The organism is Clostridium tetanomorphum (assembly GCF_017873215.1).
Lineage (GTDB): Bacteria > Bacillota > Clostridia > Clostridiales > Clostridiaceae > Clostridium_AO > Clostridium_AO tetanomorphum.
Genome location: NZ_JAGGKA010000001.1, coordinates 97722 through 110523 on the forward strand (window position 1 = coordinate 97722; position 12802 = coordinate 110523).

Genomic DNA, 12802 nt, shown 5'->3' on the forward strand with positions numbered 1-12802 from the left:
CCTCCTAAAATTACTTTATTACTAGTTCTTTATTATTAATATCCAGAATTGAAATTTTACTTGTTCCACCTAAATTATTCTGTACTGTTATAGCCAAGTCTTTTAATGCGTTCTCAAATTCTATTAATCTACTTTCATCAACTAATTCAATACACAAGAAAGCATTATTTGTATTTTCAGTAAGCATTGTTCTTACTGCTTCACGCCAATTAAAGCATCTGCAAATTGCACCTTTATCATCTTTGTAGACTATTTCGCCCTCATACGGAGGTGTATTTTCATCTGTTCCAAGGGGAATAAATTCCTCATTTCCCACAGCTGTAGTTAATCTTATATCACCAGCAAATTTGTCTATATCCTCACCACCGCATGGTAATGCATATCTCAATGAAATAGAATTGTAAATATCAACTAGTGGGTTAATAGTTCCTATATGATTTCCATTATGAACTCTCTTTAGTAATGCCTCTATGGATGACCTTGCACCTTTCTTTGTTTTAAATTTTTGAAATGCTTCTCTCCATACTTTTATTACTGGATTATTACTAAATTCTGAATTTTGTAAATACTTTAATGTTTCCTTTTGTGCCTCTAAAATCATTTCATTATATTGTTCTTTATCTATTATAGAATTATTTATACCATGACAAATAACAACTCCAATTTTTGCATTAGGAAATATGCTCCAAAAATCATCTTCAATAACAAACTTTTTCACTAAAAATCCTCCTTCATATTAAAATGATATAGCTACATATTTTAACCTTATCACTTCTCTTTCGATAATATTACACGTATTTTTGTTATTTCTAAACTATATACCATTATTAGTTTATTGATATTAATTTTAGACCAACGATTCCAAGAACTATAAATACAATACAAATCATACGCATTACATTAATAGGTTCTTTAAATAAAATAATACCTAAGACTACAGTACCAACAGTTCCTATGCCTGTCCAAATTGCATATGCATTGCCTAGTGGTAAGTTTTTTAAAGACAATGATAAAAAATAGAAACTTGCAACCATTCCTATAACAGTTAGTATACTAGGTAATATTTTTGTAAATCCTTGTGAATACTTCAGACCCATTGCCCAGCCTACTTCGAAAAAACCTGCTATAACTAAATAAATCCATTCCATAAACTTTACCTCCCTAAATTAGTAGTTAAGATTAGCATAGTAATATCTCATGGCTTATTTAAAAGAAAATAAAAAAGCCTAAGGAAATATTATGAAAATATCTCCCAGGCTTTTATCCTTCCGTGTACACAGTTACCTATGCGTCTTCTCTCGGACCAGCCAATGATAATTGCGGAACCCTAGAAAACTAAACTATATATCATTATAATTTACAAGTACAAATAAATTTTAGCACAATATGGTATTTTAGGTCAACACAATATTATTCCTTACAAAATCCTAAAATAGAATAAAATATTTTTGCTTTAGCTTTGGAAGGCAAACAAACTGCATGTAATAATTCATTTTAGGTACCTCCAATGATAGTCTTATTTAATTAGGGATAGGTTTATCTAAACTCTATACCCCGTATTCTATCAGGAGGTGCTTTTTTATCCACTCTTAAATTATTTCATTACAGGAATGCTCCTTTAGTAAATAAAAATAATAATATTCTATAAATATTTAAAAGGTTAAAAATTGATGGTAGATGTTTCTTAATTATCTTATTTCAACTCTATTAAATGTTGAAGTATCATTTAGTAATTTCAAAACATTCTAATATGAATTAATTATAACATATCATCAGAAAAATTGTGGTAAATGACAATGATCACTTTATTCAAAACAGAATAAAAAACTATATGTTTCTAATCTTTTTTAGAAACATATAGTTTTTTAGAATTATCTATAGTGGCAAGATAAACATTTTTTATATCATTTATATTGTACATAGTAAGATTGTTCATAAGCCATTTTTTATCTACACCTGATTTAATTAAATTTTCTTCAAATAATTTACCATCATTGATAATGACCAAGGGCAAGCCTACAGGTTTAGCAAGTAAGTTGAAATCTGTTGGAGTAACTGGATTATGAGATTCTTTTTTTATAATGCTAAAATGCCCATTGGGTTCTAGAATTACATATTTAACTTCTGAAATATCAAAAATATTTTTTAGTCTTAACTCACTCATAAGCAAATCAACATTTATAAAATGCTTTTTTAAATTCTTTCTTATTATCTTCCCATCATCTATTAAAATTATAGGTTTCCCGTTAAAAAATAAAGACAATTTTCTGTTTTTTAAAGATATAGAATTAAATATATAATGCCAAAAAAACAAAGTTAATAAAGGAACAAGTATATATGTAAAGGATATTTCTCCATCTAACAATGGGGCAACGGTAAGGGCTCCTAATATCCATGCTAATACGAAATCATATGCAGTTAGCTGATTTATAGTTCTTTTTAATATAAATCGTCCTACTAAAAAAGCTATTACACCTACTAGAAGGCTTCTCATGATAAAACCTAGTATTGAAATGTTTTTAATAACGCCAAAAACCCTTAACATAAACTCACTCCTATGGATTTATATATAATTTTTTATCAGAAGTTAAAATTCCTAAATAAATATCATTTATATTATCTATATTATTAGATTTAAGTTCCTTATCAATCCAATCATAACTTAATCTATTTTTTTTCAGAATTTCTCTATCTATTTTTCCTTTATAAATGAGAATTTGAGACAAAACATCTTGAGGGGATTCTATTGCCATATCTAATTTAGTTATAGGAAGACTATTGTTATCTATAGCTACACTAAAATCTCCTGTAGATTCAGCAATTAAATAACCTACTTTTTCCAGATTAGATGCATCTTTTTGTCTTAGTATAGAAAATAAATTATCTATAGTTAATCTTGCCTTTTTAAGATTATTATTCATTATCTTTCCGTTTTTGACCAGTATTATAGGGTTTTGAGAGATTAAAGATGGAGCTTTAAAATATAAGTATGAAATAAGTAAATTAATTAAAGTATATACTACTATTATAGCCATTGCATCTACTAATCTTGATTTAGGATTTACCATACGAGAAGCTGCAATATGGCTAATGCCTGCAGCCATTAAAAAATTATATGGAGTTAATATACCAGGCTGGCGAAATCCCATCATTTTTGCTGAGCCAAATAACATAAAGTATAAAATAGATGCTCTAATAAATAATTCAATTATATTTAACTTTTCTCCCTGAAAGAAAATAGTATGTATATCCATGAAATCACCTCATAAGATAGTTTTGGCAAAATGTTAAATATTATGTAGTAAACAATTATAAATTAGAAATAATTAAATTTTTATAATCTACACATACTAATATTACAAAATTTTATAGACAATAACTGAGAATTATGTTAATATTATTGAGTGAAATCTGTGGTGATGGAGTTCGCCATTAAATGCGTAAAGCTAATGACTCCTACAAAATAGCAATTTATATAATTGTTACTTTGTAGGAGTATTTTATTGTATTTAATAATAAAGAAAAAGTTTTTAAGTACTGCTAATCAATTGATAATAACAGGAGGAAGAATAAAAAATGAATGAAGATAGACAAGAAATTAAAAAAAGACTAGCTATTATTAGGAATAAAAGTAATAGTATTTCTATTGCAATATCATTAATAAAATGGATTTTTATTGGAATTATAGTAGGGGCTTTAACAGGCTGTGCAGCTGCATTATTTTTAAAGAGTTTAGAGATAGTCACAGATTTACGTATAAGGTATACATGGTTATTATTTATTTTGCCATTTGGAGGAGCATTTGTAAGTTACTTATATTCAAAATATGGTAAGAATTCATCTAAAGGTAATAATTTAATTATAGAAAAGATTAACGATAACAATGGAGAAGTACCTTTACGTATGGCACCATTAGTTTTTTTTGGAACTGTTGTTACACATCTATTTGGTGGTTCAGCTGGAAGAGAGGGGACAGGAGTACAAATTGGAGCTAGTATAGCAGAAAGCATAGGAAATTTATTTAAATTAGATAAGATAGATAACAGAAAGATTCTTATGGCTGGAATGAGTAGCGGATTCGCTTCTGTATTTGGAACGCCGCTTGCAGGCACTATTTTTGGATTAGAAGTTGCTACACTTGGATTGATGAGCTATGAAGCTTTGATTCCATGCTTTACAGCAAGTATTGTTGGAGATTCTATAGTATCTGCATTAGGTGTTCATCATACTCATTTTAAAGTTTTTGGAGTTCCGAATTTATCTTATATAATTATAATGAAAATAGCTTTTGCATCAATTTTATTTGGATTAACAAGTAAACTTTTTAGTGAATTAACCCATAAGTTAAAAGAAGTTTTTACTGAAGGATTTAAAAATCCAGTAATTAAGAGTATGATTGGTGGCGTTGTTGTTATTGTTTTAACATATATAATTAGAACTAGAGAGTTTTTAGGATTAAGTATTCCTCTTATGGAAGAATCATTTAAGGGACAGGTACATCCTTTTACCTTTTTAGGTAAAATAATATTTACATCAGTAACTTTAGGAACAGGTTATCAAGGGGGAGAGGTTACTCCACTATTTGTTATCGGCTCTAGTTTGGGAAGTGCTTTATCAAAACTACTTCATGTTTCACCTTCATTTTTAGCAGAACTAGGTCTTATTGGAGTATTTGCAGGTGCAACTAATACACCTATTGCATCATTTATATTAGGCATAGAAATGTTTGGTTCTGAAGGAATTGTATTTATATTTATGACTTGTGTTATTAGCTATATTTTTTCAGGTCATACTGGTATATATTCTTCACAAAAAATTGGTAGGAGTAAAAGTAGGTTAATTGAAGTACCAAGTGATGCTACAATATCTTATTTTAGAAAAAGGAATAGTAAGTAAAAAATAATATTATTATGATTAAGAATTTTAGGGGAACATATAGAATAAAGCCATTACAGTTAAAACTGCACATGGCTTTATTCTAGAAAAGAAGAACAGTATAAATACCATTTTTTTAATGTACAGTTTCCCTAGGATTTTCAAAACTAGGAGGAGTTGGATTTGGTGCTTCAAAATGTTTTCCTGGCATTGAAAGGTCGAAATAAAGTTTAGAATCAGGAGTTACACCAAAGTCTCTATTTGATCCAGCATTTTGTACTTTGTTTAAAGCCTCTCTAAATAGTGCATTATGTGCTTCTTCTCTGTTTAAGAGAAAATCTATAGTTTCTTTTACATATTTATCATTTATTTGTCTATAAAGATATTCATATACAACCTTAGCTCTTTGTTCAGCTGCAATATTGGATAATAAATCTGCAGCTAAATCTCCAGTGACATTTACATAGTTTGCTGTCCAAGGTTCACCAGAAGCATTAGCTAGCATTGGGGAGAGTCCTCCAAGCACCGCACTTTCAATTTGCCCTGCAGTTATTTTTTCAAATGCTAAATCATGACCATTTAAAAGATTAATAGTTTGAGCTACCATTTCCATATGACCTAACTCTTCAGCGCCTATGTCTAGAAATAAGTCTTTTATAGCAGGGTCTTTAATTCGAAAACTCTGAGAAATATATTGAAGTGCAGCTTTTAGCTCACCATTTGGACCACCAAGTTGTTCCTGCAATAAAGTTGCATATTGAGGATTAGGTTTTTCCGCCTGTACATCTCTTAATAATTTCTTGTCATGTTTAAACATTATTTATACCCCCAATAAGTTTTATTGATTCTGATTGTATTGTGGTTCTTCGCTTTTTACAAAGTTTAATCTGCTTTCTAGCATTTGAGATATGTTTTCAGCATTTGTAGATAGCATATTAAACATTTGTTTTGCATTTTGATCATTAGTATCCATTGAAAAAGTTTTTAAGTCTGAAGCAAGTCCTTTAGCGTCTGTTAAAGCTTTTTCTAATTTATTCATTGTAGTCATTAAATCACCTCCAATTAATTTTCAATATTATTATTACCAAATGTTTATTTAAATATTAAGAAATGTTTGGTGTTTTTATTTCTTTATTTTTTAAATTTACAAATAGTTTCCCGGATGAATCATACTGAGCTAAAAGTATTTCATCAAAACTTCCAACAGAAAAGGCTTTAAGCTGGTCTAACAGCCACTTTTCATCTTTTTGAAAAAAGTCAAGATTTATTTTATCTACTTCTCCATCAATAATAAGAGGAAAACTTAAATTTACTGAAGGTGTAGGTATTCCCATTTCCTTTGGAGTAACAGGACTAGCTTGTGGGTCAGGTATAACTGATAGTTTTCCACTTGGTTCTATTATGGCATATTTAACATCAGATACATTTTGATAACCTTTTATTCTAAGTTCTGATAAAAGCAGAGGTACATTCATACGAGATTTTTTTAATTCTTTCTCAATAATCTTTCCTTCTGTAATAACTATTGTGGGTTTGGCATCTATATTATAAAAAAATTTTTTTAGGGATAAATTTCCTAAAAAAACTGTGGCAACTAATATTGCAAAAACTCCTACTGTAGCCTTAGACATTATCTTATAAACTAAAGGTTCTGCTGCTACTGTGGTCAAAAGCATTATTGCTGCTAAATCGTAGGATGTCATCTCAGCAATTGATTTTTTTCCTATTAGTTTTACTCCAGTCCAAGATACCAATAGCATAATAATACTTCTTATTATATATATAATTATTTCCATTGTATCCCTCCTTATGGTTCTGGAACAATTTTTCTTATATTTATCCATATATCCTGGGCAGCTAGTATATTACTTAATGTTGTATCTAATTGTTTTGCTTTAGCTCCACCCATAATATAGCCAAGATGATTCTCAAACATAGTAAATTCTGCCTCAGCAAAATTCAACATTAAAAAATGCTTTTTACTATTCCAAGATTCTTTTATATCTATAGAGGTTTCTAAGACTTTATCCCACTCTTCATTTATTGCATATTTTTCTGCCAATTTTAAATTTTCTGTTATATCTTTTTGGAAAGATGAATTTAAAATTAAGAAGTATCCTGTAAATATAATTATAATAATTGTAACTAGTGCTATATTTACTGTGGAATTTTTCATATAATCACTCCTTATGACTTAATATAAATTTATTATGGCTATATAAATTTAAAAATATGTGTTTTAGCAATTATAATTATCCTTAATTGTAGTACATATTTACATTATTATCTGGATAAGCTTACTATAAGAATTAGATAACTATATAATATAAAATCAATATCATCAGGGAGGAAAAACATATGTATGAAATAATAACATTTTCTATAATTAGAGGAACTATTGCATATATTTTGGCATTAATTCTTACTAGATTGATGGGAAGAAAACTTATTTCTCAAATGACATTTTTCGATTTTGTGGTTGGTGTTTCAATGGGATCAATGGTTGCTAATTTATCCATAGGTTCAAAGAATACTCCTATTACTGCACCAACTTCTTTAATTACCTTTGCAATATTAACAATATTAACAGGACTTATGTCTATTAAAAGTTTTAAAGTTAGGAAAATAATTAACTCCGAGCCAGTTGTTTTGATAAATAGCGGCCATATAGTTCAATCTAATATGAAACGTGTACGTATTACAATAGAGCAGCTAACTATGCAATTACGTGAAAAGAATATTTTTAGTTTAGCCGATGTGGAATTTGCTATTCTAGAAACTAATGGACAATTATCTGTACTTCCTAAATCAGATAAAATTCCTCTTACGCCTTCCCATATGAATATTCCAACCACAGGGATGGGTCTTATGAAAGACATTATAATAGATGGAAATATTATCAAAGAAAATCTTGAAGCTGCAAAATTCGATATGCAGTGGCTTCAGTCACAACTTACTATGAATGGCATACAAAATGCCTCAGATGTATTTTATGCTGGAGTGAACAATACGAAAAATATTTATTTATCTAAAAAGAGTGATAGAAATGTAGAGAAGCATGGTAAATATGGTATAGAGTAGTTTTATAATTTGTAGTTATCTTTCCACATTTGATATAGTATTAAATCCAAGAAATTTGGAACGATATTTGATATATTTTAGAATTGATAATAGCATGAATAGGAGTGTTATGTTAACACTCCTTTGTTTCGTGATAATGATATTATATAACAAGTAAAAAATTTATTTTTCAATAAATTGTGTCAATTCTTTATTAAATTCTTCACGTTGATCATAGAACAACCCATGACCACTATTTTTAAATGCTATAAGTTTTGAATTTTTGATACACTGTTTTTGTGCCTTAGCCAATGGAAAGAGACAAACTTTATCATGAATACCATGGAGAATTAAAGTTGGAACACTTATTTTCTTTAGATCAGAGAATAAGCGTTCTTCATCTAACCAGGAGTTTGCAACTGCCGCAGTAGCCCAGCCGGCTGCTTGTAAGCCCAATTGGAAGAACCAATCTGAAAACGGTTCAGTTATATACTGGAAAAAAAACATGTCTCCAAATCCTCGTAACATTTTAGGACGGTCATTATATGTTTGTTGAATAATTTGATTTACGGTTTCTTTTTCTAAACCATATGGAAAGTATGGTCGTTTAATAAGACTAGGAGCAGCTGCTGCAAAAAGAGCAAGTTTAGAGACACCATATTCATTGTGTCTTGCCATATATCTAATAGCAATTGCCCCTCCTGTAGAGTGACCTGCCAGTGTGAAGTTTTTTAATTTAAGTGCTTCAACTACACAACGAACATCATCTGACAATCTATCATAGCAATATCCAGTGAAAGGCTTATCTGACTCTCCAAATCCTCTTTGATCTATGCCAATACATCGATATCCAAGTTTAGGAAGCTGATTAAATTGATATTCAAACAGTTTATGACTTCCAGGCCATCCGTGTAGAAACAAGATTGTTTTTTTGCCTTCTTGGTTAAGATCTTCTACATAAATTTTCACATTTGATTCTACTTTAACATAATATCCCATAGGAAAACCTCTATTAATACAATTTATTCATTATTAGTTTATTACATTGGAAACAAATAGGTGAATTAAATATGCAGTTGGAAAAATAATATGTAAAAAATAATTTAATATTATATATTTACTATATATTTTGTTGGTACATAATTTGTTAGATAAACACCATTTTCTGAACAATAAAAAGCATAATCATCCTTAACCATGTCATAAGAATCTATTTTTAACACTATGGTATTATAGTATGAATTAAGACGCAGAAATTCATTTATGTAGAATAAATTTTATTTCAACGGTTAAAGTGTTTAATTATAAACTTTTTCAATGTTCCTATTGTTGTATTTAACATCTCTATGCTTTTTAATGTATCTGAACATTCAAGACGATGATTGCCACCAGATATTTTAACTAATTCAATGTTTTTATTGTTCTCTATTATATTCATATTTGAAATACTTATTTTCCTGTCTTCTGTACCTGTAATAACTAAACATGGATAATCTACTATGTTTTCAAATGTTTTATCTACCGGTGTTAAATAAACATGAATTTGCTCATAATCTATTAATTCTTTAGATAATTTACTTTGAATAATAGTTCCTAAACTTTTACCAATAAAAATTATCTTTTTATAATTTTTACTCAAACATTTTTTTAATATCTGTTCTGATTCTCTGACTACAATATCAAGTTCTGTGTTCATATCAAAATCTTTATGTGAAATTTGAAAACCATAATCTATACAAAGTACATCTAATCCAAGTTCTAATGCAACTTTATATGAATAATACATAAGTGGTTTTTCATTTGTATAACCTTCTCCTGGAAGAATAATAGTTAGAATATCACTATTTTGATTAATATATCTATTTTCTAAAATTACACTCCAATGAGATTCTAATTGAACATCTCTTTCATTAATTATTATTTGCCCCCTTTAATTTTACTAGTGTAGATTAATTATAACATAGCATTTATGTAGATTATGGTAAAGTGTAATATTTATTATTTATGATAAAAATTAATTAAGGGCATTTTTTAATTTTTTGCATACTATAAATATAATATTGGTAATATTAAAAGATTTCTATTATATTTTTAGGAGGATTTTTATGAAAAAGATTGTAATGTTAGCTACATTAATGATCATAGCTTTAGGAGTGACAGGTATAGCAAAGGCTCAAGGAGACTATATGGCAAATAGTATATTTGAAGCAAATAGATATGAAACGTCTATAAAAATAAGTTCAAATTATAGTAATGATAAATTTAAAAATGTGATCATTGCAAGTGGAAGCAATTTTCCAGATGCTCTATCAGGAAGTGCTTTAGCAGCAAAATTAGATGCACCTGTAATATTGACCCATGGAGCCAACATATTAAATCAGAAAGAATATTTAGACACTAATAATTATAAAAATCTTATACTATTAGGTGGAAATGCTACTATAAGTAAAGAAGTAGAATATATATTAGAAAATAAACCCGTAATATCGAATAAAAATGCTAAAGAATTATTATTTAATGGAGATGAAGCCTTCAAAAAGATGCTGAAAATAGATGTAGATGATGAAAATTATATTGATTTACATGGAATAAGCTTTGCTAAGATCAATGATGATATAAATTCATACGGCTCCATAGAGAATTATTTAAATAAAAACTATGAACTAAATAAATATTATAGTAATACATTTATAAAAAATATGATAAATTTTGTGTTTACTAATATTAATGGAGAATATTATATGAGATATGGCAATCCAGAACCAGCAATTAATCTTGAGAATGCTGAAATAGTAGAGAAAAAATATAAAGCAAATAAGGTAGAAATTTTAGTTAAAGGATATTATTATGATCCTGAGCCATACTATTTAAAAGCATCACTTGAATATAATGGTGGGAAATGGGTAATAGATCAGTTCCATAATTGGTTTTAAATGAAATGTACATTTAAAAAGAAATAGTATAAGTTAATACAAAGGAGAGGAGTATTATGCGGATACTCCTTTCTTTGGTGATATAAAAATAGGATGAATTACTTATAAAACATTTTATTCTAGTAGGTAGTTCCAATCTTAAATTTGGTTGATACAGTCTTTAAGAATCATGTGTATATTTTTATTTATTAAGGATTGTTTGTAATTGTGCTTGTTTAGGTAAATTTTCTTTTAAAATAGTAATAACTCTATCATAATCACTATTTTTAAAATGAAATGTTTGTTCAATAAAACCACCTAATAACTGAAGTTTTATATCTTTTGAACTAATTATAATAACTTTTTCAATTTCATTCCATAGTATGGTTTCTTTATATTTATACATTGATACGAAACCTTTTGAATTAATTCCTTGTTTAATCCATATGCTTACAAACATAAAAATACCTAATGCTCCTGTTACGTAATGAATCCAAGTATTTGCATAAAAATATATAATCCACATGAAAATACCAATACTAAATAATACAGTAATAATTTCTATATAACTTTTTTTTGTAGGTATTATTAATTCTTTTATATATCTTAACTGTTTTAAAATAATTACAATAAAAAGCAATGGAATAATAATATCAACAATACTCATTAAAAATCTCTCCTTATATAAACAATTATAAACAATGTTATTTATTAATATTTAGTATATATTTGTATTGAAACAGAAAAACACCACAAAATTCAACCAGGAATAATGGGGTGTTTAGTAAATTGTTGGATTTTCAAGTTGTTATACTAAATAACAATAACACTCATTAATATAATATATTATAATAGGCTAGTTACCTATAAGGAAATCCAATATATTCCATCCGTCGGAAGACTTTGCTTTGTACAATTCTGTGTACCCACATCTTTTACAGCTGATAGTAATAAATTTTTTATTTTGTATATCAAATATCTTTGCAAAATTCCCACCAGTTGCCTGAAATTGGTCAGTTTCATATTCCATGTTACCGCATTTTGAGCAGATATACTGTTTCTTTTCCATTTTGAGCCTCCTCTTAATCTATATATAAATTTTAAGTAATTAATCTCAATTATACCATAATATTTTAAATAATTATTGTCTAATATTACTTTATATTTTCGTAGTTTATCTGCATATCCTCTTTTTCTGCTAATTTTTATCACAACATCACCTCAATAATTTTGTAATTAATTAATATATAATAGAAGGGTTATATTTATTACCATATTCTTTTTTTGCCTTTTCTGTATATTTCAAAATAAAATCAGACTTGGCATCTGTATATCCATCACGATCATGCTCATATTTTTCTATTAATTTTAATTTAAGTTTACCATATTCGTTAGCAATCTCTTTATGCTCCATAAGGTAGTCCCTAAAATACAATTCATTCCAGTTATCATAGTAACGAACATGTAAATGATATACTTTTTCTTCAAATCCTTTTTTTGTATATCCTTTATTAAATACAATGTTCAAATGTGGCTTTTTTTGGCATGACATTAATGTCCACCCATTATGTGATAGGATATTTATTAATTCTTCAATATTACTTTCATTATCTATTTCCAATAAAATATCCACTGTTGGTTTAGAAATCAATCCTTCAACTGCACTACTTCCTATATGATTAATGCGTATAATATTTTTCTTATTAATACAGTTTAAAAGTCTTTGTTTTTCAATTTCATACCACTTTTTATAATCTGTATTATGTTCTTTTAAAATAATAGGAAATAAACTCCATAATTCTTCTAATGTCATTTCTGACAATTCTTTTTCCATATATACCTCCTATGGAGAGGAAAATATAAATAATCCTTATTTTTCCATCTTCAACAATTCTCATTTACCCTAATAGTAATTATATCATATGCTTCTAATTGGTAGTTATTAGTTTAGGATA

Annotated in this window: 16 protein-coding genes and 2 riboswitches; of the genes, 3 read left to right on the plus strand and 13 right to left on the minus strand. The window is 27.7% G+C overall.

The genetic code is table 11. From position 1 onward, the window contains the following. Positions 1–10: 10 nt before the first annotated feature. The 4 genes from J2Z24_RS00520 to J2Z24_RS00535 form a co-directional block, all read right to left on the minus strand. Entirely contained in the window at positions 11–718 is a 708-nt protein-coding gene (locus J2Z24_RS00520) for a B3/B4 domain-containing protein (RefSeq protein WP_035144278.1), read from the minus strand. A 109-nt stretch (positions 719–827) separates the two neighbouring features. After that, positions 828–1148: a DMT family transporter gene (locus J2Z24_RS00525; protein WP_035144279.1), complete on the minus strand. Its 321-nt coding sequence runs from the start codon at positions 1146–1148 to the stop codon at positions 828–830. A 99-nt stretch (positions 1149–1247) separates the two neighbouring features. After that, positions 1248–1342, minus strand: a riboswitch (guanidine-I (ykkC/yxkD leader). A gap of 495 nt (positions 1343–1837) precedes the next feature. Continuing rightward, a complete protein-coding gene (locus J2Z24_RS00530; protein ID WP_035144280.1) occupies positions 1838–2545 on the minus strand; it encodes a DUF421 domain-containing protein in 708 nt (235 codons plus the stop codon). Between the two features lie 10 nt (positions 2546–2555). Then, positions 2556–3254: a YetF domain-containing protein gene (locus J2Z24_RS00535; RefSeq protein ID WP_035144282.1), complete on the minus strand. Its 699-nt coding sequence runs from the start codon at positions 3252–3254 to the stop codon at positions 2556–2558. A gap of 152 nt (positions 3255–3406) precedes the next feature. Next, positions 3407–3466, plus strand: a riboswitch (Fluoride riboswitch). A gap of 110 nt (positions 3467–3576) precedes the next feature. Here J2Z24_RS00535 and J2Z24_RS00540 point away from each other — a divergent pair. Then, positions 3577–4896: a voltage-gated chloride channel family protein gene (locus J2Z24_RS00540; RefSeq protein WP_035144283.1), complete on the plus strand. Its 1320-nt coding sequence runs from the start codon at positions 3577–3579 to the stop codon at positions 4894–4896. Between the two features lie 115 nt (positions 4897–5011). Here the strand turns inward: J2Z24_RS00540 and J2Z24_RS00545 are convergent, their stop codons facing one another. From J2Z24_RS00545 to J2Z24_RS00560, 4 genes are read right to left on the minus strand one after another with little or no spacing between them, the layout of a single operon-like run. After that, a complete protein-coding gene (locus J2Z24_RS00545) occupies positions 5012–5692 on the minus strand; it encodes a manganese catalase family protein (RefSeq protein ID WP_035144284.1) in 681 nt (226 codons plus the stop codon). 21 nt (positions 5693–5713) lie between these two features. Then, positions 5714–5923, minus strand: a complete 210-nt coding sequence (locus tag J2Z24_RS00550) for a DUF1657 domain-containing protein (RefSeq protein ID WP_035144285.1) — start codon at positions 5921–5923, stop codon at positions 5714–5716. Positions 5924–5978: 55 nt separating this feature from the next. Then, entirely contained in the window at positions 5979–6671 is a 693-nt protein-coding gene (locus J2Z24_RS00555; protein ID WP_035144287.1) for a DUF421 domain-containing protein, read from the minus strand. A gap of 11 nt (positions 6672–6682) precedes the next feature. After that, positions 6683–7051: a DUF4363 family protein gene (locus J2Z24_RS00560; protein ID WP_035144288.1), complete on the minus strand. Its 369-nt coding sequence runs from the start codon at positions 7049–7051 to the stop codon at positions 6683–6685. Positions 7052–7233: 182 nt separating this feature from the next. Between J2Z24_RS00560 and J2Z24_RS00565 the strand changes: the two genes are divergently transcribed. Next, the gene (locus J2Z24_RS00565; RefSeq protein WP_035144290.1) at positions 7234–7956 is read left to right on the plus strand and encodes a YetF domain-containing protein; all 723 of its coding nucleotides are present in this window, start codon (positions 7234–7236) and stop codon (positions 7954–7956) included. A gap of 162 nt (positions 7957–8118) precedes the next feature. On the opposite strand, the gene J2Z24_RS00570 is transcribed toward J2Z24_RS00565, so the two are convergent. Then, entirely contained in the window at positions 8119–8934 is an 816-nt protein-coding gene (locus J2Z24_RS00570) for an alpha/beta fold hydrolase (RefSeq protein WP_035144291.1), read from the minus strand. A 283-nt stretch (positions 8935–9217) separates the two neighbouring features. After that, the gene (locus tag J2Z24_RS00575; protein WP_207714619.1) at positions 9218–9721 is read right to left on the minus strand and encodes an alpha/beta hydrolase; all 504 of its coding nucleotides are present in this window, start codon (positions 9719–9721) and stop codon (positions 9218–9220) included. A 319-nt stretch (positions 9722–10040) separates the two neighbouring features. Between J2Z24_RS00575 and J2Z24_RS00580 the strand changes: the two genes are divergently transcribed. Continuing rightward, positions 10041–10868 carry a cell wall-binding repeat-containing protein gene (locus J2Z24_RS00580; protein WP_051593077.1) on the plus strand — a complete coding sequence of 276 codons (828 nt, stop codon included), beginning with the start codon at positions 10041–10043 and terminating at the stop codon, positions 10866–10868. A gap of 181 nt (positions 10869–11049) precedes the next feature. Here the strand turns inward: J2Z24_RS00580 and J2Z24_RS00585 are convergent, their stop codons facing one another. From J2Z24_RS00585 to J2Z24_RS00595, 3 genes are all read right to left on the minus strand, one after another. After that, positions 11050–11514: a PH domain-containing protein gene (locus J2Z24_RS00585; RefSeq protein WP_051593078.1), complete on the minus strand. Its 465-nt coding sequence runs from the start codon at positions 11512–11514 to the stop codon at positions 11050–11052. 189 nt (positions 11515–11703) lie between these two features. After that, entirely contained in the window at positions 11704–11916 is a 213-nt protein-coding gene (locus J2Z24_RS00590; protein WP_035144294.1) for a zinc ribbon domain-containing protein, read from the minus strand. Positions 11917–12087: 171 nt separating this feature from the next. After that, positions 12088–12681 carry a GrpB family protein gene (locus J2Z24_RS00595; RefSeq protein WP_035144295.1) on the minus strand — a complete coding sequence of 198 codons (594 nt, stop codon included), beginning with the start codon at positions 12679–12681 and terminating at the stop codon, positions 12088–12090. Between the last annotated feature and the right edge of the window lie 121 nt (positions 12682–12802).

Bases quoted from the DNA above. Each gene is read 5' to 3' on its own strand.
- J2Z24_RS00525 (WP_035144279.1), bottom strand. From the start codon at position 1,148: ATGGAATGGATTTATTTAGTTATAGCAGGTTTTTTCGAAGTAGGCTGG.
- J2Z24_RS00530 (WP_035144280.1), bottom strand. From the start codon at position 2,545: ATGTTAAGGGTTTTTGGCGTTATTAAAAACATTTCAATACTAGGTTTT.
- J2Z24_RS00535 (WP_035144282.1), bottom strand. From the start codon at position 3,254: ATGGATATACATACTATTTTCTTTCAGGGAGAAAAGTTAAATATAATT.
- J2Z24_RS00540 (WP_035144283.1), top strand. From the start codon at position 3,577: ATGAATGAAGATAGACAAGAAATTAAAAAAAGACTAGCTATTATTAGG.
- J2Z24_RS00545 (WP_035144284.1), bottom strand. From the start codon at position 5,692: ATGTTTAAACATGACAAGAAATTATTAAGAGATGTACAGGCGGAAAAA.
- J2Z24_RS00550 (WP_035144285.1), bottom strand. From the start codon at position 5,923: ATGACTACAATGAATAAATTAGAAAAAGCTTTAACAGACGCTAAAGGA.
- J2Z24_RS00555 (WP_035144287.1), bottom strand. From the start codon at position 6,671: ATGGAAATAATTATATATATAATAAGAAGTATTATTATGCTATTGGTA.
- J2Z24_RS00560 (WP_035144288.1), bottom strand. From the start codon at position 7,051: ATGAAAAATTCCACAGTAAATATAGCACTAGTTACAATTATTATAATT.
- J2Z24_RS00565 (WP_035144290.1), top strand. From the start codon at position 7,234: ATGTATGAAATAATAACATTTTCTATAATTAGAGGAACTATTGCATAT.
- J2Z24_RS00570 (WP_035144291.1), bottom strand. From the start codon at position 8,934: ATGGGATATTATGTTAAAGTAGAATCAAATGTGAAAATTTATGTAGAA.
- J2Z24_RS00575 (WP_207714619.1), bottom strand. From the start codon at position 9,721: ATGTATTATTCATATAAAGTTGCATTAGAACTTGGATTAGATGTACTT.
- J2Z24_RS00580 (WP_051593077.1), top strand. From the start codon at position 10,041: ATGAAAAAGATTGTAATGTTAGCTACATTAATGATCATAGCTTTAGGA.
- J2Z24_RS00585 (WP_051593078.1), bottom strand. From the start codon at position 11,514: ATGAGTATTGTTGATATTATTATTCCATTGCTTTTTATTGTAATTATT.
- J2Z24_RS00590 (WP_035144294.1), bottom strand. From the start codon at position 11,916: ATGGAAAAGAAACAGTATATCTGCTCAAAATGCGGTAACATGGAATAT.
- J2Z24_RS00595 (WP_035144295.1), bottom strand. From the start codon at position 12,681: ATGGAAAAAGAATTGTCAGAAATGACATTAGAAGAATTATGGAGTTTA.